Raw genomic sequence first — 22,766 nt, forward strand, 5'->3', positions numbered from 1 at the left:
CTCCTTTGTTTGACGAGATAGTTTGTCGTAGAACCCATTTCATAAATTGCCGTCTGACCCGCATGGCCGGACAGACCCATTTATGGAATGAGTTCCTGGGACGGGGTGAACTTTAACCAGCAAATGTGACGAGTTTATGACCCATCCTCGTCATACAGGAAAAACAAGAAAATTGACATTAAAACAATTCTCTCCATGTAATGTTCCATCGCGTAAAATCGAAGGGAACACGATAGTTTCCACGGGGAAAATCGCGATGAATGCAGGTTCCGGCTTCTATGACAAGAGTGCTCCAGACTTGTCATTAACTTGTCATACAGCCCCCCTACACTGCAAAAAATTAGCTATGAATACCAATGGGATTGGCGCATGACCAGAAAAGAAAAAACTGACGACAACGCTCACACAGAAATCAATCCGACAGCCATTTATCTCAATCGCGAACTGTCTCAACTGGCTTTTAATCGCCGCGTCCTGGCGCAAGCCGAGAACAAACTGGTTCCTCTGCTCGAGCGGTTGCGCTATTTGTGCATCTGCAGCAGCAATCTCGACGAATTCTTTGAAGTCCGCATCGCCAGCCTGCTGGCCAACCGCATCGAAGGCGAACACATCGATCCGCCGGAGCTGAGCGCGGCACTGGAGCGCACCAGCATCGAATGCCACCAGATCGTGGCGCGCCAGTATGAGTTGCTGAACAAGGAAATCCTGCCGCAACTGGCCGGCAAGGGCATCCACCTGCTGCGCCACGAAGACCGCAACGACGCCCAGCGCGCCTGGGTCAAGCAGTATTTCGAACAGAACGTGCGGCCGCTGCTGACGCCGATCGGCCTCGATCCGGCCCACCCTTTCCCGCAGGTGCTCAACAAAAGCCTGAATTTCATCATCGAACTGTCCGGCAAGGACGCTTTCGGCCGCGGCACCGCGATCGCCATCGTCAAGGCGCCGCGCGTGCTGCCGCGCGTGATCCGCCTGCCTGACGGCCTGTCAGACAAGAAAGGCGTGTCGTTTTGCCTGCTGTCCTCGGTGATCCATGCGCATATTGCCGAATTATTTACGGGCCGCGAGATCACGGCCTATTCGCAGTTCCGCGTCACGCGCAACAGTGACCTGTGGGTCGACGAAGAGGAAGTCAAGAACCTGCGCCAGGCCCTGCAGACGGAATTGCAAAGCCGCCAGTTCGGCGTCGGCGTGCGGCTGGAGGTCGCCAGCAATTGCCCGGAACACCTTGCCCAGTTCCTGTTGGAGCAATTCTCGATCGAGCGCAACCGCCTGTATGCCGTCAAGGGACCGGTGAACCTGGTGCGCCTGTCGGAACTGGTCGATCTGGTATCCGAGCCGGCCCTGCGCTTCCCGCCGTTCTCGCCGACGCTGCCGCCGCACCTGCAAAACGAGAACATCTTCGCCGTGCTGAAGAAGCGCGACGTGCTGCTGCACCATCCTTTCCAGTCGTTCCAGCCGGTGGTGGATTTCATCCGCACCGCCGCGCATGACCCCAATGTGGTGGCGATCAAGCAAACGATTTACCGCACCGGCATGAATTCCGACCTGATGGAAGCGCTGATCCACGCAGCCCAGCGCGGCAAGGAAGTGACCGTCATCGTGGAACTGATGGCGCGCTTCGACGAAGAAGCCAACATCAACTGGGCCGTCAAGCTGGAACAAGCCGGCGCCCAGGTCGTCTACGGCGTGGTCGGCCTCAAGACCCATGCCAAGATCGCGCTGGTGATCCGCCGCGAGGATAACGCCCTGCATTTCTACGCCCACCTCGGCACCGGCAACTACCATCCGACCACGACCAAGTTCTATACCGACTTCGGTCTGCTGACCTCGCACCGCGAACTGACCGCCGAAGTCAACGAGGTATTCATCCATCTGACCACGCTGACCAAGCCGCGCAACCTGCAACACTTGTGGCTGGCGCCGTTCACGCTGCAGAAGGAAATCATCCGCGCCATCCGCAATGAAGCGCTGATCGCCCGCGAAGGCCGGCCGGCGCGCATCATCGCCAAGATGAACGCGCTGCTCGACGAATCAGTGATCCGCGCGCTGTATGCAGCCTCGGCCGACGGCGTCAAGATCGACCTGATCGTGCGCGGCGCCTGCGCGCTGCGTCCGGGCGTGGCCGGACTATCGGAGAACATCCGCGTGCGCTCGGTCATCGGCCGCTACCTGGAACATTCGCGCATCTACTATTTCCGCAACGACCTGGCGCATGACGTCTACCTGTCGAGCGCCGACTGGATGAACCGCAATCTGTTCCGCCGCATCGAAGTGGCCTTCCCTATTTTGGACAAGACACTAAAAAAGCGCGTCATCAGCGAAGGCCTCGAACCTTATCTGAAAGACAACACCAACGCCTGGCATCTGAACTGCGACGGGGTTTACGTACTCAAAAAACCACGTACGCGCCAAGCCGCGTTCAGCGCGCAAGCGCATCTGATGAACACGCTCGGCATCACCACCCCGCTCGTCGATGAATGAAATGATGCGACGGCCCGGCCCCCCCATCAACCAGAGGCGAGCACCCCCATGGAACTGATCTTATGGCGTCACGCAGAAGCGGAACTCGGCGAACCTGACGAAGGACGCGCCCTCACGGGCAAAGGCCACAAGCATGCCTGGAAGATCGCCGATTGGCTCGATCGCAACCTGCCGGAGAGCTGCCGCATCCTGGTCAGCCCGGCGACGCGCACCTTGCAGACGGCCGAAGCCCTTGGCCGCAAGTTCAAGATCCATCCCGACCTGGCTCCCGACAAGAGCCCGGAAGCGTTGCTGGCGGCGGCAAACTGGCCCGACAGCCGCGAGCCGGTGCTGGTCGTCGGCCACCAGCCGACGCTGGGCCTGGTCGCCGCGCAACTGATCGGCGGCCAGCAGCAGGAATGGTCGATCCGCAAAGCCAACGTCTGGTGGATCGCCCAGCGCGAGCGCGGCGACATCACGACCAATTACCTGCGCGCGGTGATGGCGCCGGACCTGATCGCGAAATAATTCGCCTCCGGACGGCGACGAGCCGAAAGCCGAAGCAAATAAAAAAGGCTGCTCATTTTACGAGCAGCCTTTTTGTCGATGAGCAATAGCGTCGCAACGGCGACCGGCATCAGAACTCTTCCCAACTGCCTTCGTCCTGTACCGCCGGACGTTTCGGCGTCGGCGGCAATTCCTTCTTGCGCGGCGCAGCCGGTTTGGCCGACGCCATTGCAGCTTCGGCGGGCAACTCCAGCGGCGGATTCACGATCTTCAGTCTGGCCGCCGCCTCAACAGTCCGAGTCTGAACCTGAGGGAGCGCCGCAGCGCCGTCTATCTTGAAGACGCCAACTGCGCGCGCCAGCAAATCGGCCTGTTCCTGCAGGCTTTCGGCCGCTGCTGCCGCCTGTTCGACCAACGCGGCGTTCTGCTGCGTGATTTCGTCGATCTGCGAAATCGCGTTGTTGACTTCGGCGATGCCGGCGCTTTGCTCCCTGCTGGCGGCGGTGATCTCGCCCATGATGTCGGCCACGTGCTTGACCGAGGTCACGATTTCACCCATGGTCGCGCCGGCTTCATCGACCAGCTTGCCACCGGCATCGACCTTGCTGACCGAATCGCCGATCAGGGTCTTGATTTCCTTGGCCGCCGAGGCGCTGCGCTGCGCCAGGCTGCGCACTTCGGATGCCACCACCGCGAAGCCGCGGCCCTGTTCGCCGGCGCGTGCCGCTTCGACCGCCGCGTTCAATGCGAGGATATTTGTCTGGAAGGCAATGCCGTCGATGACGCCGATGATGTCGACGATCTTGCGCGAGCTTTCCTTGATCGAGCCCATGGTCTGCACCACGTCGCCCACCACCTTGCCGCCCTTGACCGCATAGTCGGAAGCCGACATCACCAACTGGTTGGCCTGATGCGCGTTCTCGGCGTTCTGCTTGACCGTCGAGGTCAATTGCTCCATCGAGCTGGCGGTTTCTTCCAGGCTGGACGCCTGCGATTCCGTGCGGTTCGACAAGTCGGCGTTGCCGGTGGCGATTTCCTGCGAGGCGACCGCGATGACGGCGGCGCTTTGCTTGATTTCATTGACGGTTGCCGCCAGCTTGGTCTGCATGGCATTGAGCGAATGCACCAACTGTCCGGCTTCATCGTGGCTCTTCTCTTCCACGGTTTGCGTCAGGTCGCCGCTCGCGATGGTTTCGGTGATCTGGCCGGCCCGACGCAACGGCGAAGTAATGGCGCGGGTGATCGACCAGGTGAAGAAAGCGCCCAGCGCCAGCGTCAACAAACCGATCGCGATCATGCTGATCTGGCCGCTGTGATAACTGCTCTGAAAGGCGGCGTATGCCGTCGACATGTCTTCCTGCTGATAGGCGGTGAGCGCGGCGACGCCTGCCATCCATTTATCGTAGGCCGGCAGGAAATCGCTTTTGAGCAATTGCGCGGCATCGAAGTAATTGCCGGCGCCGACCATCTCACGGATTTTTTCGACAATGGGGAACAGGACTTTGCGTTCGGCGGCGGACGAGGTCAGCAAGGACTTGCCCTTGTCGGTCGACGTCAGTTTGGTCAGTTGCGTTTCGAAGCCGGCATAGGCCTGGAGGATTTTCGCCAGACGCTGGTTTTCCTGCAAGCCTTCGGCTGCGTCGGTAGGCGTCACGACCTTGCGCAAAGCCAGCGCCAGCGCGCTGCCGGACTCGCGCATGCTCATCGCCGATGTCATGCTGGCAACCTTCTGGTTGATCATGTATTCACTGCTGCTTCCCATCTCGCTCATGCGCCACAAGCCGTTGAGCAGAATTGCCGCTGCGCAGAGCAGAACCAGACAGAATCCCAGTGCAAGACGTGCACCAATTTTGATATTCGAGATCATAAAGACTGAATTTCCCCTGAAAAAAACCGCCGTCCCTGAAGGTGACCTATATACGGGCAGAACGGCTTCGGCGTCGCCGATGTGCGGTCTACCTTGTTTCGTCAGCAGGATTCGTGCCCGCCGGCATGATTTCGATTGTACGTATTCTGCACTTATTTTTATTGTTGTACAGCAACAATAGATAGCAAAGAAAGAAGCGATCAGGTTTCTCGGAATCCCGGTGCCGGGATGGAGATGTCTGCGCGACCATCAATTTTTTACCTGTTGTTGCCTGTGCCCGCATATTAGATAAGCGCCAAAAACAAGGCTAATGCTTTGTGCGCATGCAACTATACGGTTTTCGCATAATCTTGCGTAAGCGGCCATGGGAAAGACGCGCAGGAAACAGAAACGAAAAACAGAGACGAAAAAAAGCCTGCCGGGCGCAGGCAGACTTTTGTCATACAAGGCGAGTCCTAGAACTCTTCCCAGTCGTTGGAGGCGCCTGCCTCCACAGACTTCGGACCTGCATTGGGAAGCGATTTTCCCGCCGATGCGATCGATGCTGCAGGAACGGCCTTTCGGACTGCTTTCGGCGCTGGCGCCTTGATGCGCGTCAAGGCGCCGGCAGCGGCCGGTTCCCGCAGGGACAAACCGGGCCTGCCCCGCTCGTCCCCTGCAGCTATCTTGAACACGCTGACCGCCTGCGCCAATACGTCCGCCTGCTCCTGCAGGCTTTCGGCAGCGGCGGCGGCCTGTTCGACCAGCGCGGCATTTTGCTGCGTGATCTCATCCATCTGCGTAATCGCCCGGTTCACTTCCTCGATGCCTGTGCTTTGCTCCTGGCTGGCGGCAGTGATCTCGCCCATGATGTCGGCCACGTGCTTGACCGAGGTCACGATCTGGCCCATGGTGGCGCCGGCTTCGTCCACCAGCTCGCCGCCGGCGTCGACCTTGCTCACCGAATCGCTGATCAGTTCCTTGATTTCCTTGGCCGCCGAGGCGCTGCGCTGCGCCAGGCTGCGCACTTCGCTTGCCACCACCGCGAAACCGCGGCCCTGTTCGCCGGCGCGCGCCGCTTCCACCGCTGCGTTCAATGCCAGGATGTTGGTCTGGAAGGCGATGCCGTCGATGACGCCGATGATGTCGACGATCTTGCGCGAACTTTCCTTGATCGAGCCCATGGTGAGCACCACATCGCCGACCACCTTGCCGCCCTTGACCGCCAGCTCGGACGCCGAGGTCACCAGCGAATTGGCTTGGCGCGCGTTGTCGGCGTTCTGTCGCACCGTCGATGTCAGCTCTTCCATCGAACTCGCGGTTTCTTCCAGGCTGGAGGCCTGCGATTCGGTGCGGTTCGACAGGTCGGCGTTGCCCATCGCGATCTCTTTGGACGCTACATGGATCACATCGATGCTGGTGCGTACGTCGTCGACAATGTGCACGAGGCTGCCGGTCATGTCGTTAAGCGCATGCAGCAACTGCGCCGACTCATCGCTGCCGACCACCTCGGCACGCGAGGTCAGATCGCACGAAGCCACGCGTCGCGCCATGGCGACCGACTCCAGCATCGGCACCGTGATCGAACGCGAGAGCATCGTACCCACCCAGGCGGCGAACAACGCCAGTACAGCAATGCCGCCCAGCAGCCACATCTCCATCCTGCGCAAGTGAGCAGTCTGGCTACCGAGCGTATCGGCCAGATTGCCGATCACCGCATCCACTACTTTGAACTGCGCATCGATCGCTTCGGTAAATTTTGAAAAATAGTCCTGCGAAGGGAAATCGAGGTTCTCCGGCTTGAGCACTTTTTCATCGGCCAGGGCGATCGCTCCCGCCGCCTGTTTCTTCGCATCCTCCACGGTGCCACCCAAGCTGTCCTTGAGTGTTGCGTTGAGCAGGAAGGCTTGCTGGAACAATCTGTCAGCCTGTTTCAACCGCTCCTGCGCACGCTGGCCGGGACGAATGAGGGCAAGCTTGTCTTCCGGCGTGGCGACCTTCCTGCCGAGCATCGCCGCACCCCGCGCGCGCATCTTCCCCAGCTCTTCCGTCAACAGCGGAAACGCGATGAAACCGCCCATGATCAGCTTGGCGCTGTCGAGATCGGGATCCAGGCTGAGCTTGAAATCGTCGAGTATCAAATCGTTGATCTCGAACAGCCTGTCGATCTCGTCGCTATGCTTCGCAAAACTTTGCGGCCCGGCCATTTGCCCCGACGCAATCCCGTCGCGCAAACCGTTCCATGCCGACACTCCCTCGGCCACTCCCCGCTCGATGAGCGGATTGCGCGTCCCGGCGCGCTTCAGTTTTTCTTGCAGATCAAGGAATGCCTGGTCGAGCTCCTGGGCTTTGGCCTGCCGCTGTCCGGCAATGGATGCATTGCCGCCAATCATCACCGCCGACATGCCGCGATGCTGCTGCATCAGTTGCACGGTGCGTAATAATGCGCGCGCCGGCACCACGCCCCGTATTTCCAATTGCTTATGGGCGATGACGCCCTCCGCGCTGATGACATACAAAGCGGTCGGGACGCCAAAGAGCGCCATCCCGATCAGTCCCAGCAAGGCAAACTTTTTCCACAGTTGCAATCGGGCAAAAAGACTTCGCATCATCCCCCCCTGTTTTTCATGATGACAAACCGACGACGCGGAACGGAACAACTGCTCCAAGCTTATGTTTTACATGGAAACATCAGGATTGCAAGCCAATTGTCGGCAACGAAAAAAAACAGCGCCAAAGTGCCGCATTCACGCATGCGTGAATACAACGCCCGGCAAAAACGCATCTCGCGTAGGTTGATGAAATGAGTTCTGAAAATGCTAGAGGATATCGGAGAGCGCCGCGCTGTCGTCCAGTCCATCCAGCAGCGGCTTGCGGGCGTAATGCAGGTGTTGCAGGAATTGCTGCGTGGCGGCTTCCCATGAATAACCGAGCGCGTGCGCGCGCACGTCGTCGCGCGACAATTGCAGAGCGTCCATGCACGCGACGTCGAGTTCTTCGCTCAGGGCGCCCGAGACGCCGTCGGCCACCACGTCGATCGGTCCTTCCACCGGATAGGCCGCGACCGGCACGCCGCAGGCCATGGCTTCGACCAACACCAGTCCGAAGGTGTCGGTGCGGCTGGGGAAAACGAACACATCCGCGCAATTGTAATAAGCCGGCAGTTCGTCATGCCCCTTGGCGCCGAGGAAGCGCACCTGCGGATAACGCTGCTCCAGCTCTTCGCGCTGCGGACCGTCGCCGATCACCCATTTGGAGCCCGGCAAGTCCAGCTTCAGGAAAGCCTCGATATTCTTTTCCACGGCGACGCGGCCGACATACAGGAACAGCGGCCGCACGATGCAGGCGTGATCTTCCGTCGCCGGACGAAAATGTTCGGTGTCGACGCCGCGGCCCCATAAAGCGACGTTGCGGAAGCCGTGCTGTTCCAGCGACTCCTTCATCTTGGGAGTAGGCACCATGATGGCCTTGGACGGTCCGTGGAACCAGCGCATCAGGCGATAGGTCAGCGCCTTCGGCAACAGCTTGCGCGCACTCAGGTATTCCGGGAAGCGCGTGTGATAGGCCGTGGTGAAGTCGAGTTTGTTCCTGATGCAGTAACGGCGCGCCGCGAGGCCCATCGGACCTTCGGTGGAAATATGGATGCAATCCGGTTTGAATGCATCGAGCGCGGCGGCGATCTTGGCATACGGCTTGTAGGCCAGCCGTATTTCGGGGTAAGTGGGGCAGGCAAACGTGCGGAAATCGCGCGGCGCCAGCATCAGTACATCGTGTCCTTTACTGCGCAGGCACTGTTGCGTGGCCCGCAGGGTGTTGACTACGCCATTGACTTGGGGCTCGCCCGCGTCGCTTACGATGGCAATGCGCATAAATCTTCTACTCCTAGAGTCTGTCATCAGTTGATTTACGAGTGCGAACGCGCGGCAGGCGTTGACTGCCTAGGCGCGGTGACGCGTCGTAGTGGTGCTACGGCAAGGAGCCGCAACAACGGCAGGCGACGCCTGCAGCCGTTCCCGAAGGGTTCCCGCCAGAAAGCGCGCTGGCCGCGTTGCCTGGCTTGCAGGTGGGACCACCACCTGCTACGCCACGCGCCTTGCCAGCATGCTTTCTGGTGGGAACGCATCTCGCAAATCAACTGAAGACAGACTCAAACTTGGAACTCTTCTTCAATTGCATGATTTCGCCCCAGGTCACCAGGCGCAGTTCGCCGGACGGATCCTCCACCAGCGCCGACAGGCTTTCCACCCAATCGCCGTCGTTGCAGTAGGTGACGCCGTTGATGTCGCGGATTTCCGGTTTGTGGATGTGGCCGCAGATGACGCCGTCGAGGCCTTTCTTGGCGGCTTCGGCGGCAAGCGCGTCTTCGAACGAGGTGATGTAGTTGACCGCGTTCTTGACCTTGCCCTTGAGGTACTGCGACAGCGACCAGTAGGGCAGACCGGCGCGTGCGCGCCAGCCGTTGAACCACTGGTTGAACTTCAGGATCATGGTGTACAGGTTGTCGCCGACATAGGCCAGCCACTTGGCGCAGGCGATGACGCCGTCGAAACGGTCTCCGTGCAACACCAGCATGCGCTTGCCGTTGGCGGTGGTGTGCACCAGTTCGTCGCGGATCTTGATGCCGCCGAAGTCGAGGTCGATGAACTGACGGATCACTTCGTCGTGGTTGCCGGGAACGAAGATGACATTGGTGCCCTTCTTGGCTTTCTTGAGCACCGTCTGCACCACGTTGTTGTGGCTTTGTTCCCAGTACCAGCGGCGTTTCAACTGCCAGCCGTCGATGATGTCCCCGACCAGATACAGCGTTTCGGACTCCGTCGCGCGCAGGAATTCCAGCAGCCGCTGCGCCTGGCACCCCGTCGTGCCGAGATGCACGTCGGAGATCCAGATCGTCCTGAAATGAAGGGGATCGCGTTTCATTCCCAGAGAGGCTTCTATGCCGTTTGCATCCAGAAACTGATCGCGTGGTTTCATACGGCTCTCGTTTCTTTCAGGTAGTGGCGGGCGTAGCGGCCGTCGAGCTTGGCCAGCGGCAGCAGCAGGAAAAAATCCGCCGAGTGGAAATCGGGATCCCAGGCCGGTTCGCCGCAGACCCATGCGCCGCTGCGCAGGTAGCCGCGCAGCAGCGGCGGGATTTGCGGCTGGTGCCCGGCTTCGCGCTCGTCGATCGGAAATGCGGTATGCGGCGTGACGCGATAGTCCGGCGGCGCCATGTTGGTTTGCTTGAAGGCGTGGTACAGCGCCGCCGCATTGTGGCCGCCGTCGGCCAGGCTGACGCTGGCGCACCCCATCAGGTATTCGCAACGTTCCTTGCGCATGTAGGCGGCGATGCCGGCCCACAGCAGCATGATCACGCCGCCGCTGCGATAGTCAGGATGGATGCAGGCGCGGCCGGCTTCGGCGATGGAGTTGCGGATGTTGTCCAGGCGGCTCAGGTCGAATTCCTGTTCCGAATAAAACTTGCCCATGCGACGCGACGCATGCGGACTCATGACGCGATAAGTGCCGACCACGCTGAGCGTCTTGTTGTCGCGCACGATCAGATGATCGCAGTAGTCGTCGAATTCATCCTTGTCGAGACCTTCCGCATTGGCGAGCGCCGACAGGTTCATGGCTTCGATGAAAACTTTGTAGCGCAAACGTTGTACTTCGCGCACCTCTTCCGGCGTGCTGGCGAGACTCAGTGACAGTTTGGAAAAACTCGGGTTAGCATCTGCTGGAATGGTAAGCAGTCTCATGCATCGTCCTTTTTCAGTTGACAACGGTGCAGAGCGTAACTGTCGATTATTTCAAGGAAATGACACATGGGAGCGTCATGGCCGGATAGCAACACCCGGCGGCATACCTGTTCTCAAGCGCCTTCCCGGTATGCTGAAAAAAAAATGGCGTGAACTTTATCTCGCGGCTCTCCGTCGAACCGCTGCGGCCGAAATGATTGGCCTGAAGAAAAGGAAAGAAAAGACATGACCGAAGATGAAGTCCGTCGCAATGCATTCTCCATGCCGATCCACAATCCGGCATTCCCTCCCGGGCCCTATCGTTTCATCGATCGCGAGTTCCTCGTCATCACTTACCGCACCGATCCCGAAGCGCTCAAAAAGATCATTCCCGCGCCGCTTCGATATGTGGAACCCATCGTCAAGTTCGAGTTCATCAACATGCCCGACTCGACCGGCTTCGGCCACTATTGCGAATCCGGCCAGGTGATCCCGGTGACGCTCGACGGCGTCGCCGGCGGCTACGTGCACAGCATGTACCTGAACGACCATCCGCCGATCGCAGGCGGCCGCGAATTATGGGGCTTTCCCAAAAAACTCGGCAACCCGGAACTGCGCGTCCATACCGATACGCTGGTCGGCACGCTGGATTACAGCGACTTCCGCATCGCCACCGGCACCATGGGTTACAAGCACCGCACGCTCGACGCCGACACGATCAGGAAGTCGCTGGAAACGCCCAGTTTCCTGTTGAAAATCATCCCGCACGTCGACGGCACACCGCGCATCTGCGAACTGGTACAGTACAGTCTGGCCGACATCGTCATCAAGGGCGCCTGGAGCGGGCCCGGTGCGCTGGACCTGCATCCGCACGCCCTGGCCCCTGTCGCGGCGCTGCCGGTGCTGGAAGTGCTGTCTGCGGTCCATATTCTGTCTGACCTGACTTTGCCCCTGGGCACGGTCGCTTATGATTATCTTGCTAAATAAAGGAACGTCATGCTACTCAAAGATAAAGTCGCGCTGATCACCGGCGCAGCCAGCGGTATCGGCAAGGAAATCGCCATCGAATACGCCAAGGCCGGCGCCAAGGTCGTCATCGCCGATCTGGCGCTGGACGCCGCCAAGGCCGCCGCGGAAGAGATCAACAAAAGCGGCGGCACCGCCATGGCCGTCGCCATGAACGTGGTCGACGAAGCGCAGGTCGACCAGGGCATCGCCGACGCCGTCGCCGCCTACGGCGGCTTGGACGTGCTGATCAGCAATGCCGGCATCCAGATCATCAGCCCCATCGTCGACAGCACGCTGGACAACTGGCGCAAAATGCTGGCAATCCATCTCGACGGCGCCTACCTGACCACGCGCGCGGCCATGCGCGCCATGATCAAGGCCGGCAAGGGCGGCTCGATCATCTATATGGGATCGGTGCACTCGCACGAAGCCTCGCCGCTGAAGGCGCCTTACGTCACCGCCAAGCATGGTCTGCTCGGCCTGGCCAAGGTGGTCGCCAAGGAAGGCGCCAAGGACAGGATCCGCTCCAACGTGATTTGCCCCGGCTTTGTGCGCACACCGCTGGTCGAGAAGCAGATTCCGGAACAGGCCAAGGAATTCGGCATCAGCGAGGAAGACGTGATCAAGAAGATCATGCTCAAGGACACTGTCGACGGCGAGTTCACCACGACCGCCGACGTGGCGCAAACGGCGGTGTTTCTGGCGGCTTTCCCGACCAATGCGCTTACCGGTCAATCGGTGGTGGTCAGCCATGGTTGGTTCATGCAGTAATCCTGCAATGATCCTGCAATCAGCGAGGATCGTTGGATGTAAAGCGCCCGGTGAAATTCACCGGGCGTTTTTCTTTGCCGCCTCCGCCAATTGACCTCGACTTGATTCAAATCAAGCCGCTACGCACAGGCCGACGCGACAATGAAAGCCAAGTGCTTTCATGGAGGTTCGCATGCTCTCGCTCAAGAACAAAAATGGCTTGGTGATAGGCATCGCCTATGGACGCGCGCAGGCGTTTCGCGCCATCGGCATGCACGTCTTTTCCTGAACCGCCCCTTCCATGCCGACAGCGCCGATATCACCAGGAAATTTCGTGAAGATAGAACCCTGCGCAACCGCCCTCGCCAACACTGGAACCGTGATTGCGGTGCGCGGCGGCGTCGTCGATGTGGTCTTCGATGCAGGTCCGCTGCCGGAAATCGAACATGTGCTGAGCGTCGACTGGGACGGCGAGGCGGCATTGGTGCTGGAAGTGCAGAGCCACCTCGACCCGCGCACGGTACGCACGGTTGCCTTACAAAACACTTACGGCCTGTCGCGCGGCACCGGCGTGACGGCGACGGGAGGACCGCTGACCGTGCCGGTGGGCGACACCGTCCTGGGCCGCCTGCTCGACGTCACCGGCGCGATCCGGGACGACGGCCGGCCGCTCGCGCCGGATACGCCGCGCCAGCCCATCCATCGCCGGGCGCCGAAACTGGTGGTGCGCGACAAGCCGTCGGCGCTGCTGGAAACCGGCATCAAGGTGATCGATCTGCTGGCGCCGCTGGCGCAAGGCGGCAAGGCGGCGATGTTCGGCGGCGCCGGGGTCGGCAAGACCGTATTGGTCATGGAACTGATCCATGCGATGGCGCAGAACTACCACGGCATCTCGGTATTCGCCGGCATCGGCGAACGCTCGCGCGAAGGCCACGAACTGCTGAGCGACATGCAGCACTCGGGCATGCTGGCCAAGACCGCCCTGGTCTTCGGACAAATGAACGAACCGTCGGGCGCGCGCTGGCGCGTCGCCTTGTCGGCGCTGACCATCGCCGAATATTTTCGCGACGTCAGGAAGCAGGACGTCTTGCTGCTGATGGACAATGTATTCCGCTTCGTGCAGGCAGGCGCCGAAGTGTCGGGCCTGCTCGGTCGCCTGCCCTCGCGCGTGGGTTATCAACCGACGTTGGCGACCGAGGTCGCGGCGCTGCAGGAACGCATCGCCTCCGTCGACGGCGTGGCGGTGACCGCCATCGAAGCTGTGTATGTGCCGGCCGACGACTTCACCGATCCGGCCGTCGCGGCGATTTCCGCGCACGTCGAAAGCCAGATCGTGCTGTCGCGCACGATGGCCGCGGAAGGCATGTATCCGGCGATCGATCCGCTGGCCTCGACATCGGCGCTGCTGACGGCGGCGGTGGTCGGCGACCGGCATTACCGCATCGCCGAACAGGTGCGCGCAACGATCACCCGCTATCAGGAACTGCAAGACATCATCGCCCTGCTCGGCATGGACGAACTCGGCGCGGTCGACCGCAAGGTGGTCGACCGCGCGCGCAAGTTGCAACGTTTCCTGACGCAGCCGTTTGCGGTCACCGAAGCATTCACCGGCAAGCCGGGCTGTTCGGTCACGCGCGAACAGACGCTGGCCGGCTGCGAAGCGATCCTGTCCGGCCAATGCGACGCCTGGGATGAGGGATCGCTCTACATGACCGGCACCCTCGAACAAGCGCGCGCCCGCGAGCAGGCCGCGCAGAACCCGCCGTCCGCGCCATGAAACTGCGCATCGTCAGTCCGGGAGCATCGGTCGAAATCGACGAAGACGTCGTCTCGCTGCATGCCGAAGACGCCAGCGGCGGTTTCGGCATCCGCACCGGACACGCCGACTTTCTGACCGTACTCGACGTCGGCGTGGTCAGTTGGCGCGACGCCGCCGGGCATGAACGCCACTGCGCCGTGCGACGCGGCGTCTTGCGCGTGCAAGGCGGCGACACCGTCGACATCGCCAGCCAGGAAGCGATCGTCGACGACGATCTGGAAAAACTGGAGTCGACGGTACTGGCCGCATTCCGCCAGCGCGACGAAACCGAACGCAATGCCCGCACCGAAACGCACAGGCTCGAATTGCAGATGCTGCGCGAAATCATGCATTACCTGCAACCGGCGAAAAGCGGACGAGGAGGAATAAACCGATGAGCGATGCCGATCCCGAACAGGAAGTGACCAGCGGCGTGCGGCGTCGCCTGGAACGGCGCCGCAGTTGGCTGCGCGACGGCGACCCGACGCTGGCGCGCCTGTTTGCGCGGGTCGGCGTGCTGGGCTGGATGATCGTCGCGCCGATGTTGCTCGGCCTGTTGTTGGGACGCTGGCTCGACCGCAGTTTCGGGACCGGCATTTTCTGGAGTGCGCCGCTGCTGTTCGTGGGCGGCGCGATCGGCTGCTGGTCGGCCTGGAAATGGATGCAGAAACCATGAACCCGCAGCAATTTCTTTCCTTCTCCACGCTGGCCGGCTGGCTGGCGTCCGGCGCCGTCGGCGCGATGATCGGCCTGGTGCATTTCAGCGCATTGCAATGGAATGTCCGCCTGTTCACCGGCGGCGGCCTGTGGCGCCCGCTGGCCTTGCAAGCGGTCCGCTTCGGCGTGACCGTCGCGGCCCTGTATTTGTGCGCGCGCCTTGGCGCGTCGTTGCCGGCGGTCGTGATCGGCCTGCTGCTGGCGCGCCAGGCCGTGCTGCGGAGGACCGCATGATCCATTCCCCGCTATCGTCGCAACCGCTGTTCTTTGTGGGACCGGTGCCGATCGGCGCGCAAGTGCTGACGACCTGGGCCATCATCGCGCTGGCGTTCCTGTTCGCCCGCTGGCTGACGCGGCGCCTGAGTCCGCAACCGGGACGGCTGCAGGTCCTGGCGGAACTCTTCCTGACCGTCCTGCAAAACCAGATCCGCGATACCGTGCGCGTCGATCCTGCCCCCTATGTGCCGCTGATCGGCAGCCTGTTCCTGTTCATCCTGTGCGCCAACCTGTCGTCGCTGGCGCCGGGCGTCGAAGCGCCGACCGCCCATATCGAGACCGATGCGGCGCTGGCGTTGATCGTGTTCTGCGCCATCGTCGTATTCGGCATCCGCAGCCGCGGCGCGATCGGCTATCTGAAGTCGTTTGCCGACCCAAGCTGGATCATGGTGCCGCTCAACCTGGTCGAGGCGGTGACCCGAACCTTCTCGCTGATGGTGCGCCTGTTCGGCAACATGATGAGCGGCGCCTTCGTCATCGGCATCGTGCTCTCGCTGGCCGGCCTGTTCGTGCCGATCCCGTTCATGGCGCTGGACCTGCTGGTCGGCGTCATCCAGGCATATATTTTTTCCGTGCTGACGCTGGTCTTCATCGGCGCGGCCATCGGAGACGAAGCTCCTCATCCCCAGGCAATCCCCACCGACGCAATCGACACGCATAAGGAAAACGCATGAATTCCATCAACTGGATCGAAATGATCAGCATCATCGGCGCCGTGCTCGCCGTCTCTTTCGGCGCCATCGGCCCGGCGCTGGCCGAAGGACGCGCCATCGCGGCGGCAATGGATGCGCTGGCGCGCCAGCCGGACGCCGCCAACAACATCTCGCGCACGCTGTTTGTCGGACTGGCGATGATAGAGACGATGGCGATCTACTGCCTGGTGGTCGCCCTGCTGCTGCTGTTCGCCAATCCGTTCCTGCATTGAGGTTTCCATGAAATTCGACTGGTGGACGCTGGCGCTGCAGACGATCAATGTTCTGGTCCTGCTGTGGGTATTGCAGCATTTTCTGTTCAGGCCGGTGCAGGCAATGATCGCGCAACGCCAGAAAGACTTGCAAAAGCTGGCCGGCGACGCTGCAACCGAAAAGCAGAACGCCGCGCAACAGCGCCTCGCGCTGGAAGGCGAACGCAACGCCCTGGCGGGCGAACGGGAACAAACCCTGGCGGCGGCGCGCAGCGAAGCGCGCGAAGCCGGCCAGGCGCTGCTGGCCCAGGCCGCGGGCGACATCGCGCAGCGCAATGCCGCGGCGCAGGCGGCACTCGGCCAGGAACGCGCCGAAGCCGAAAGCGCGCTGCAACTGGCCGCGGCCGGATTGGCCGAAAACATCGTGAAGCGCCTGCTGGAACGCCTGCCGGAAGCGGTCGCGGACGAACATTTCCTGCCCGGGGCCTGCGAGGCAATCGCCGGACTCGGCGCCGGCGAGCGCAAACTGCTGCTGGAAGCGGACGCCAGGAACGCCATCGAGGTCGTGAGCGCGCATCCGCTCGCGCCGGAAGCGCAAGCGACGATGCAGCAGACGCTGAACGCCGCGCTGGGAAGTCCGTTCCCCTTGCATTTTTCCTGCGACGCAGCCTTGCTGGCGGGGATCGAACTGCGTTTTCGCCACGTCGTCGTCAGCAGCAACTGGGCGGCGGACCTGCGGCAGATCATGGCGACGCTGACGCAGGATCAGCAAGCATCCGGGGCCAGGCAATGACGCTGCTGACATCGCTGGATGCATGGCTGCCCCAAGCGCAGGCGGCGCTGGCGCAGGCCGCCATCGGTCCGCTGTGCGTCGAAATCGGCAGGATCGAAGCCGTGGCGGATGGCGTCGCGCACATCTCCGGCCTGCCGGGCGCGCGCCTGAACGAACTGCTGCGCTTCGAGAACGGCGACGCCGGCTTTGTGCTCACGCTTGAAGAGCACAGTCTGGCCTGCGTCTTGCTGGACGACTCGGCGCGGCTCGCCGCCGGCATGCACGTGCAAGGCACGGGACAAGTGTTGCGCGTGCCGACGGGCGAGGGATTGCTCGGCAGGATCGTCGATCCGCTGGGCCGTCCGCTCGACGGCGCCGGCGCGGTCGATGCCGAGCGCTTCGATCCGATCGAGCGCGAAGCGCCGTCCATCATCGCGCGCGACGAAGTGTCGCAGCCGGTGCAGACCGGCATCCTCGCCATCGACGCCATGTTCGCGCTCGGACGCGGCCAGCGCGAGCTGATCATCGGCGACCGCAGTACCGGAAAAACAGCGGTGGCGGTGGACGCCATCATCAATCAGCGCGACAGCGACATCATCTGCGTCTACATCGCGATCGGACAAAAGTCGAGCGCGGTGGAACGGGTGATCCAGGCCGTGCGCGCGCACGGCGCTCCGGAGCGCACGGTGTTCGTGATTGCGACCGCCGCGGCGATGCCGGGCATGCAATGGATCGCACCTTTTGCCGGGATGACGATCGCCGAATATTTCCGCGATCGCGGACAACACGCGCTGGTGGTCATCGACGACCTCAGCAAGCACGCCGCGACACACCGCGAACTGGCGCTGCTGACGCACCAGCCGCCGGGGCGCGAAGCGTATCCGGGCGACGTGTTCTACCTGCATGCGCGCCTGCTCGAACGCGCCGCGAAACTGGCGGCCGGCCAGGGCGGCGGCTCGCTCACCGCGCTGCCGATCGCAGAGACCGAAGCCGGCAATCTGAGCGCCTATATTCCCACCAACCTGATCTCGATCACCGACGGCCAGATCGTGCTGGACACCGCGCTGTTCCATGCCGGCCACATGCCGGCGATCGACACCGGCCTCAGCGTGAGCCGCGTCGGCGGCAAGACCCAGTTGCCGGCGCTGCGCAAGATCGCGGAAACCCTGCGCCTCGACTATGCCCAGTTTCTGGAACTGGAAATCTTCACGCGTTTCGGCGCCTCCGGCCTGGACGCCCGCGTGCAGGCGAAAATCCTGCGCGGCGATCGTACCCGTGCGGTATTGGCGCAGGCGCAGTTCGCCGGCCTGCCGCCGGAGAATCAGGCAGCGCTGTTGCTGGCCTTGCAGCGCGGCGTGCTGGACACGTTTCCGCTTGAAAAATTGCCGTCCTTCAGGGAGGACCTGAGCGGCTGGCTCGACGGCCCCGGCAAACTTCTGGCCGAAGCGGTCCATAACGGAACCACGCCGGGCAGCCGGCTTCTCGACGACTGCGCGCGTTCGCTGGCGCTGTTGGCGCAACCCTGCATCGATGGCAAACAAGGCTGAGCCATGCTGCGCTATACCCAGATCCACGCCCGCGCCCGCAGCATCGCGCAACTCGGAAACGTCATCGCCGCCATGCGCGGCGTCGCCGCAGCGCGCGCGCAGCAGAGCAGACGGCAACTCGACAGCGTGCGCATGTATGCCGACATCGTGGCCGACGCCATTTCGCAAGTACTGCCGCTGGCGCCGGCAAAAGCCGTCGACCGGCAGGACAACAACGGCGACAACGGTGTCACTGCGCTGGTGCTGTTCGGCGCCGAGCATGGATTTGCCGGCGCGTTTTCCGAACGGGTACTGGCGGACGCCGGCCCGGACATCGCCGCCACGGTATTGCTGGTCGTCGGCGACCGCGCCCTGCGACTGGCGCAAGCGCGGGGATTGAAACCGGTCTGGAGCGCCCCGATGGTGTCGCAACTATCCAATGCGCCGACCCTGGCGGACCGCATCGGCGCCGAGCTGTACCGTCACCTGCATGCCGGCCGCATCGACCGCGTCGAGGTGGCGTATGCCCGTCCGCTGGAAATGAGCGGCTTCGAAGTGGTCCGCCAGCAATTGCTGCCGCTGGATGTTGCGCGCTTCCCGGCGAAAGACGCGCAGCTCGCACCGCTGCTGAACCTGGCGCCGGCGATGCTGCTCGAACGTCTTGCCGGCGAATACCTGTTCGCGCAACTGAACGAATCCATCGTACACAGCTTCGCCGCGGAAAACCTCGCGCGCCTGCAAACCATGAGCGCGGCGCGCGAAAACATCAAGCAACGGGTAGCGTCGCTGACCAGCGAAGAACAACTGGCGCGCCAGTCGGAAATCACGGCGGAGATCGTCGAACTGGCCGCCGGCGCCATGAGCGGGAAGAATCCATAGAGGAGACAACAGTGCATCCGTCACGGCCATACATCGGCACAGAAACACTCATCCAACCAGGAGCCTATCGACATGAAACCCAACCCATCCGCCGTCAACCTCCACGAACATAGCGTGCCGTGGTTCTGGCCCTATGCCGCCGCCATCGAAATGGGCGAACAAGGCGCCAAACTGTTCCAGGACAATTTGCGCTTCCTCGCCGAATCCGAAACCATCGCCACGCCGCCGAAATCCTCATGGGCGACAAAGAACACGGTGCGGCTCGATCTCGACACGATGTCTCTGCGCGACTTTTCCCCCGTCGATTGCCAGGCGACGCCGGTGTTGATCGATGCGCCTTATGCCGGCCACAGCGCCACGATCGCCGATTACGCCAAGGGCCAGAGCCTGGTCGAGACCTTGCAGGCCAACGGACTGCAGCGGCTGATGGTAACCGACTGGAAGGCCGCCACCGACAGCATGAAGCAATATGACATCGACAAGTACCTGGCCGAGATCAACGTCGTCGTCGACGATCTTGGCGGCGTCGTGCACCTGGTCGGTTTATGCCAGGGCGGCTGGATGAGCGCGATGTTCGCCGCGCGCTTCCCGGGCAAGGTGCGCAGTCTGGTGCTGGCGGGATCGCCGATCGATACGCAGGCCGGCAGCGGCCCGCTGAAAAAAATGGTGCATACGTTGCCGCCCGGTTTCTACGACGAAATGGTCAATCTGGGCAAAGGACGCATGCTCGGCCGCACCATGCTGGCCGGCTGGAAAGGAATGAATCCGGGACAGCAGTATCTCGAGAAATACGTCGACCTGTACCAGCACATCGAAGACCGCAGCTATATCAAGCGCACCGAAACCTTCGAGCGCTGGTATGAAAATCCGGTCGACTTGCCGGGCACCTATTATCTTCAGGCGATCAAGCAGTTGTTTGAAGAGAACCAGTTCTGCCGCGGCAAGTTCGTCGGCCTCGGCAAGCAGTTGCTGCTGCGCGATATCACCTGCCCGACCTATCTGCTGGCCGGCGAATCGGACGACATCACGCCGCATGAACAGGTCTTTGCCGCCGAAACCCTGTTGGGAACACCGCCGGACCGGATCGTCAAGGAACTCGTTCCCGGCGGACATATCGGCTTGTTCATGGGGACCAAAACGCTGGGAGAACACTGGCCCGCGATTGCCCGCTGGATACTGGCGACGGAAAAGTAAACAGCCGTGGCGGGAGGACGTCCCGCCTCCGGGCGCATCGCCGCGATGCCGCCCGGATCAGGCCGAATCCGGAGAAATCAGCCGACCCACTCGCCATCCTGCATCTTGGGATAGACCTTGACCAGGAGGATTTTCGGGCCCTTCATTTTCTTGACGACGATGTCGAAGGCGTTGAACTCTACCTTCTGGCCTTCCTTCGGCACTTCGCCGAGTTTCTCCATCACCAGCCCGCCGACCGAATCGACGCTTTCATCGTATTCGAGGTCGATGCCGAGCATATGCTCCAGCGTGACGATAGGCAGGCTGCCTTTGCCAAGCAAGGTGCCGTCGTCCTGGCGCGTCCATTCATTGCTGGTGTGGCGAAACTCGTCGCGGATCTCGCCCACCAGCACGCTCAGCAGATTGTCCAGCGTGACGAAGCCCAACGGCGACTGGCCCTTGCGGCCGATGATGGCGAAGTGCGGCGAACCGTTGCGGAAACGGCGCAGCAGTTCCTGCGCGGACAGGCTCGGCGAAATGTATTGCACCGGCCGCAGGTACTGGCGCAGGTCGGACACCGCCTTGCCGTCCTGCTGGGCGATGAAAACATCCTTCAGGTGCAGCAATCCCAGCACCTCCTGATGCTCGGCATCGAAATACGGATAGCGGCTGAAGCGATTGCGATAGATGATCTGCAGGTTTTCTTCCAGCGTATTGGCGGCGCTCAGCGCGACGATTTCGCTGGCCGGACGCATCAGGTCCATCACCTTGAGGTCGCCGAAATCCAGCGACTGGGCCAGCACGCTCCATTCTTGCGGGGTGAACTTGCCGGTCTTGCCGCCGGAGCGCAGGATCAGCTTCAGTTCGTCCGACGAATAGTGCGCGTCGTTCCCGTGCGTATCGCCCAGGCCGGAAATGTGCAGCACCCAGTTGGCGCTCAGGTTGAGCAGCCAGATCGCCGGATACATCAGCCAGTAAAAGCCGTACAACGGCACCGCGCACCACAGGCCGATGCGCTCGGGATTGCGGATCGCCATCGACTTCGGCGCCAGTTCGCCGACAACAATGTGCAGGAAGGAAATGATGACGAAGGCGAAGACGAAGGAAACGCCGTGGATCAGCTCCGGCGACGTCACGCCCAGCAAGGCGAACAAGGGTTCGAGCAAGCGTGCGAATGCCGGCTCGCCGATCCAGCCCAAGCCCAGCGAGGCGAGCGTGATGCCCAACTGGCAAGCCGACAAATAAGCATCGAGTTGACGATGGACCGTGGCGAGGATTCGTCCGCGCAGCCCCTGCGTCTTGACGATGGCTCTGATGCGGGTCTGACGCAATTTGACCAGACCGAATTCTGCTGCGACGAAAAAACCGTTCAGCGCGACCAGAAAAAAGGCCGCGACGATCAGTAAGATATTTTCCAACGAAGGTACCTATCGAGTAGTAAAGAAGACGCACCTGCTCAAGAGCAGCTAACAAAACAGCGCGAAGTCCGCCGGGCCGGGCCGCGGATGCGCAATGAAGAAATCGCAAACGGGAAAAACTGCGAAAGTTTTGTTAGCTGCTCTTGCATGCTGCTGCAAGCGCAAGCCGTAATTTACCACGACAACAGGCGTTATCAAAAAACAATGCCGATCCGGCAAAAAGAGCATGCCGGATCAGCGGCGCAGTTCAGGCGTGATGAAACGCAAGCCGAGCACCACATAGCGTCCTTGCGTTTCGCGGCCGAAGGTATTGCCGTATGTCAGATCGAGTTCAACGCGTTCGGGGACGAGGGTGGCGCGCACGCCGGCCTGGTAACCGGGCTTGCCCTTGTTCTCGCCGAACACTTCGCCGATGAAGGACAGCCTGTCCATCAGTTGCGTCTCGTTGCCCACGCCCCAGCTCAGGCGCGTGGTCTGCTCCTTGCCGAGGTGATTGAAACCGAGATTGGTATGCAGCAGCACCGCGTCATCCTTGAACGAAAACGAGGTCAGCAATTTGGAATAATAATTCCATGAGCGTTGGCGGCCGCCATCGTTGCCGTCGCCGCTGTCGGTCTGGCGCACCACGCCGGCCAGCATGCCGATGCCGTAGCTGTTGGGCGACATTTCCCTGAACACCGTCTTGCCCTGCAACTGGCTGTTGGCCAGGTACATGCCGGCGGCGTCGCGTTGCCACGCATTGCCCCACGAGACTTCCAGGTTGCCGGTCGGGTTGCACGACGGATTGAGCCAGCGCTCGGTGCCGCCGCGGTTGAACTTGCCCCAGGTTTCCAGTTGGCATTTGCCGGCGCCGAGCACTTGCGCGTCGTCGACATTCATTGCACCGGCGGCAAACGCCGACTGCGCCCCCAGCAATCCATGGACGGCCATGGTTGCGATCATGATCTGTTTCTTCATATTGCCCCGTCGTCAAAAAAACGGACGCAAGCTCCGGAAGATTGCGTCGGGCGTGATG

Annotated in this window: 21 protein-coding genes and 1 pseudogene; 15 read left to right on the forward strand and 7 right to left on the reverse strand. The window is 61.6% G+C overall.

Going from position 1 to position 22,766, the window contains the following annotated elements:
* The first annotated feature begins 369 nt into the window (after nucleotides 1-369).
* Both ppk1 and RV1423_RS06060 read left to right on the forward strand, forming a co-directional pair.
* Nucleotides 370-2,481: a polyphosphate kinase 1 gene (gene ppk1, locus RV1423_RS06055; protein ID WP_034294282.1), complete on the forward strand. Its 2,112-nt coding sequence runs from the start codon at nucleotides 370-372 to the stop codon at nucleotides 2,479-2,481.
* A gap of 48 nt (nucleotides 2,482-2,529) precedes the next feature.
* Nucleotides 2,530-2,988 (forward strand): histidine phosphatase family protein, encoded by a 459-nt coding sequence (locus RV1423_RS06060; protein WP_034294284.1) that lies wholly within the window; start codon nucleotides 2,530-2,532, stop codon nucleotides 2,986-2,988.
* Between the two features lie 109 nt (nucleotides 2,989-3,097).
* Here RV1423_RS06060 and RV1423_RS06065 read toward each other — a convergent pair whose 3' ends face one another.
* The 5 genes from RV1423_RS06065 to RV1423_RS06085 form a co-directional block, all read right to left on the reverse strand.
* A complete protein-coding gene (locus tag RV1423_RS06065; protein ID WP_034294286.1) occupies nucleotides 3,098-4,834 on the reverse strand; it encodes a methyl-accepting chemotaxis protein in 1,737 nt (578 codons plus the stop codon).
* Nucleotides 4,835-5,289: 455 nt separating this feature from the next.
* Nucleotides 5,290-7,422 (reverse strand): methyl-accepting chemotaxis protein, encoded by a 2,133-nt coding sequence (locus tag RV1423_RS06070; RefSeq protein ID WP_081768721.1) that lies wholly within the window; start codon nucleotides 7,420-7,422, stop codon nucleotides 5,290-5,292.
* Nucleotides 7,423-7,632: 210 nt separating this feature from the next.
* Nucleotides 7,633-8,682 (reverse strand): glycosyltransferase family 1 protein, encoded by a 1,050-nt coding sequence (locus RV1423_RS06075; RefSeq protein WP_034294288.1) that lies wholly within the window; start codon nucleotides 8,680-8,682, stop codon nucleotides 7,633-7,635.
* Nucleotides 8,683-8,944: 262 nt separating this feature from the next.
* Entirely contained in the window at nucleotides 8,945-9,787 is an 843-nt protein-coding gene (locus RV1423_RS06080) for a UDP-2,3-diacylglucosamine diphosphatase (protein WP_034294289.1), read from the reverse strand.
* Nucleotides 9,784-10,551 carry a GNAT family N-acetyltransferase gene (locus RV1423_RS06085; protein ID WP_034294291.1) on the reverse strand — a complete coding sequence of 256 codons (768 nt, stop codon included), beginning with the start codon at nucleotides 10,549-10,551 and terminating at the stop codon, nucleotides 9,784-9,786. Before RV1423_RS06085 ends, RV1423_RS06080 begins: the two co-directional genes overlap by 4 nt.
* Between RV1423_RS06085 and RV1423_RS29710 the strand changes: the two genes are divergently transcribed.
* The 13 genes and pseudogenes from RV1423_RS29710 to RV1423_RS06145 all read left to right on the forward strand — a co-directional run bounded on the left by RV1423_RS29710 (nucleotide 10,550) and on the right by RV1423_RS06145 (nucleotide 20,354).
* Complete coding sequence (locus RV1423_RS29710) at nucleotides 10,550-10,780, forward strand: hypothetical protein (protein ID WP_155835034.1); 231 nt, start codon at nucleotides 10,550-10,552, stop codon at nucleotides 10,778-10,780. The two genes, RV1423_RS06085 and RV1423_RS29710, sit on opposite strands and share 2 nt — an antisense overlap.
* The gene (locus RV1423_RS06090; RefSeq protein WP_034294294.1) at nucleotides 10,777-11,517 is read left to right on the forward strand and encodes an acetoacetate decarboxylase; all 741 of its coding nucleotides are present in this window, start codon (nucleotides 10,777-10,779) and stop codon (nucleotides 11,515-11,517) included. Before RV1423_RS29710 ends, RV1423_RS06090 begins: the two co-directional genes overlap by 4 nt.
* 9 nt (nucleotides 11,518-11,526) lie before the next feature.
* A complete protein-coding gene (locus tag RV1423_RS06095; RefSeq protein WP_034294297.1) occupies nucleotides 11,527-12,309 on the forward strand; it encodes a 3-hydroxybutyrate dehydrogenase in 783 nt (260 codons plus the stop codon).
* 313 nt (nucleotides 12,310-12,622) lie between these two features.
* Nucleotides 12,623-14,065: a F0F1 ATP synthase subunit beta gene (gene atpD / locus RV1423_RS06100; RefSeq protein ID WP_231502069.1), complete on the forward strand. Its 1,443-nt coding sequence runs from the start codon at nucleotides 12,623-12,625 to the stop codon at nucleotides 14,063-14,065.
* Nucleotides 14,062-14,484, forward strand: coding sequence for a F0F1 ATP synthase subunit epsilon (locus RV1423_RS06105; RefSeq protein WP_034294299.1), 423 nt, complete (start codon nucleotides 14,062-14,064; stop codon nucleotides 14,482-14,484). Before atpD ends, RV1423_RS06105 begins: the two co-directional genes overlap by 4 nt.
* A complete protein-coding gene (locus RV1423_RS06110) occupies nucleotides 14,481-14,762 on the forward strand; it encodes an AtpZ/AtpI family protein (protein ID WP_051516508.1) in 282 nt (93 codons plus the stop codon). The genes RV1423_RS06105 and RV1423_RS06110 overlap by 4 nt, the downstream gene beginning before the upstream one ends.
* Complete coding sequence (locus tag RV1423_RS06115) at nucleotides 14,759-15,037, forward strand: ATP synthase subunit I (RefSeq protein WP_051516509.1); 279 nt, start codon at nucleotides 14,759-14,761, stop codon at nucleotides 15,035-15,037. The genes RV1423_RS06110 and RV1423_RS06115 overlap by 4 nt, the downstream gene beginning before the upstream one ends.
* On the forward strand, nucleotides 15,034-15,753 hold the full coding sequence (locus RV1423_RS06120) for a F0F1 ATP synthase subunit A (protein ID WP_197034885.1): 720 nt from the start codon (nucleotides 15,034-15,036) through the stop codon (nucleotides 15,751-15,753). Before RV1423_RS06115 ends, RV1423_RS06120 begins: the two co-directional genes overlap by 4 nt.
* Complete coding sequence (locus RV1423_RS06125) at nucleotides 15,750-16,004, forward strand: F0F1 ATP synthase subunit C (protein ID WP_155835035.1); 255 nt, start codon at nucleotides 15,750-15,752, stop codon at nucleotides 16,002-16,004. The genes RV1423_RS06120 and RV1423_RS06125 overlap by 4 nt, the downstream gene beginning before the upstream one ends.
* 7 nt (nucleotides 16,005-16,011) lie before the next feature.
* On the forward strand, nucleotides 16,012-16,776 hold the full coding sequence (locus RV1423_RS06130; RefSeq protein WP_051516510.1) for a F0F1 ATP synthase subunit delta: 765 nt from the start codon (nucleotides 16,012-16,014) through the stop codon (nucleotides 16,774-16,776).
* Nucleotides 16,773-18,251 (forward strand): annotated as a pseudogene (locus RV1423_RS06135) (F0F1 ATP synthase subunit alpha); the annotation flags it as partial. The gene RV1423_RS06130 and the pseudogene RV1423_RS06135, both read left to right, overlap by 4 nt.
* 54 nt (nucleotides 18,252-18,305) lie before the next feature.
* Nucleotides 18,306-19,160 carry a F0F1 ATP synthase subunit gamma gene (locus RV1423_RS06140; protein WP_034294305.1) on the forward strand — a complete coding sequence of 285 codons (855 nt, stop codon included), beginning with the start codon at nucleotides 18,306-18,308 and terminating at the stop codon, nucleotides 19,158-19,160.
* Between the two features lie 72 nt (nucleotides 19,161-19,232).
* Complete coding sequence (locus RV1423_RS06145) at nucleotides 19,233-20,354, forward strand: alpha/beta fold hydrolase (RefSeq protein ID WP_034294308.1); 1,122 nt, start codon at nucleotides 19,233-19,235, stop codon at nucleotides 20,352-20,354.
* Nucleotides 20,355-20,431: 77 nt separating this feature from the next.
* On the opposite strand, the gene RV1423_RS06150 is transcribed toward RV1423_RS06145, so the two are convergent.
* Both RV1423_RS06150 and RV1423_RS06155 read right to left on the reverse strand, forming a co-directional pair.
* The gene (locus RV1423_RS06150) at nucleotides 20,432-21,751 is read right to left on the reverse strand and encodes a hemolysin family protein (RefSeq protein ID WP_034294310.1); all 1,320 of its coding nucleotides are present in this window, start codon (nucleotides 21,749-21,751) and stop codon (nucleotides 20,432-20,434) included.
* A 234-nt stretch (nucleotides 21,752-21,985) separates the two neighbouring features.
* A complete protein-coding gene (locus RV1423_RS06155; RefSeq protein ID WP_231502070.1) occupies nucleotides 21,986-22,693 on the reverse strand; it encodes a hypothetical protein in 708 nt (235 codons plus the stop codon).
* Nucleotides 22,694-22,766: the final 73 nt, after the last annotated feature.

The organism is Herbaspirillum sp. RV1423, assembly GCF_000577615.1.
In the GTDB taxonomy this organism is placed as follows: Bacteria; Pseudomonadota; Gammaproteobacteria; order Burkholderiales; family Burkholderiaceae_D; genus Herbaspirillum.

Bases quoted from the DNA above. Each gene is read 5' to 3' on its own strand.
- ppk1 (WP_034294282.1), top strand. From the start codon at position 370: ATGACCAGAAAAGAAAAAACTGACGACAACGCTCACACAGAAATCAAT.
- RV1423_RS06060 (WP_034294284.1), top strand. From the start codon at position 2,530: ATGGAACTGATCTTATGGCGTCACGCAGAAGCGGAACTCGGCGAACCT.
- RV1423_RS06065 (WP_034294286.1), bottom strand. From the start codon at position 4,834: ATGATCTCGAATATCAAAATTGGTGCACGTCTTGCACTGGGATTCTGT.
- RV1423_RS06070 (WP_081768721.1), bottom strand. From the start codon at position 7,422: ATGCGAAGTCTTTTTGCCCGATTGCAACTGTGGAAAAAGTTTGCCTTG.
- RV1423_RS06075 (WP_034294288.1), bottom strand. From the start codon at position 8,682: ATGCGCATTGCCATCGTAAGCGACGCGGGCGAGCCCCAAGTCAATGGC.
- RV1423_RS06080 (WP_034294289.1), bottom strand. From the start codon at position 9,787: ATGAAACCACGCGATCAGTTTCTGGATGCAAACGGCATAGAAGCCTCT.
- RV1423_RS29710 (WP_155835034.1), top strand. From the start codon at position 10,550: ATGCATCGTCCTTTTTCAGTTGACAACGGTGCAGAGCGTAACTGTCGA.
- RV1423_RS06085 (WP_034294291.1), bottom strand. From the start codon at position 10,551: ATGAGACTGCTTACCATTCCAGCAGATGCTAACCCGAGTTTTTCCAAA.
- RV1423_RS06090 (WP_034294294.1), top strand. From the start codon at position 10,777: ATGACCGAAGATGAAGTCCGTCGCAATGCATTCTCCATGCCGATCCAC.
- RV1423_RS06095 (WP_034294297.1), top strand. From the start codon at position 11,527: ATGCTACTCAAAGATAAAGTCGCGCTGATCACCGGCGCAGCCAGCGGT.
- RV1423_RS06105 (WP_034294299.1), top strand. From the start codon at position 14,062: ATGAAACTGCGCATCGTCAGTCCGGGAGCATCGGTCGAAATCGACGAA.
- RV1423_RS06110 (WP_051516508.1), top strand. From the start codon at position 14,481: ATGAGCGATGCCGATCCCGAACAGGAAGTGACCAGCGGCGTGCGGCGT.
- RV1423_RS06115 (WP_051516509.1), top strand. From the start codon at position 14,759: ATGAACCCGCAGCAATTTCTTTCCTTCTCCACGCTGGCCGGCTGGCTG.
- RV1423_RS06120 (WP_197034885.1), top strand. From the start codon at position 15,034: ATGATCCATTCCCCGCTATCGTCGCAACCGCTGTTCTTTGTGGGACCG.
- RV1423_RS06125 (WP_155835035.1), top strand. From the start codon at position 15,750: ATGAATTCCATCAACTGGATCGAAATGATCAGCATCATCGGCGCCGTG.
- RV1423_RS06130 (WP_051516510.1), top strand. From the start codon at position 16,012: ATGAAATTCGACTGGTGGACGCTGGCGCTGCAGACGATCAATGTTCTG.
- RV1423_RS06140 (WP_034294305.1), top strand. From the start codon at position 18,306: ATGCTGCGCTATACCCAGATCCACGCCCGCGCCCGCAGCATCGCGCAA.
- RV1423_RS06145 (WP_034294308.1), top strand. From the start codon at position 19,233: ATGAAACCCAACCCATCCGCCGTCAACCTCCACGAACATAGCGTGCCG.
- RV1423_RS06155 (WP_231502070.1), bottom strand. From the start codon at position 22,693: ATGATCGCAACCATGGCCGTCCATGGATTGCTGGGGGCGCAGTCGGCG.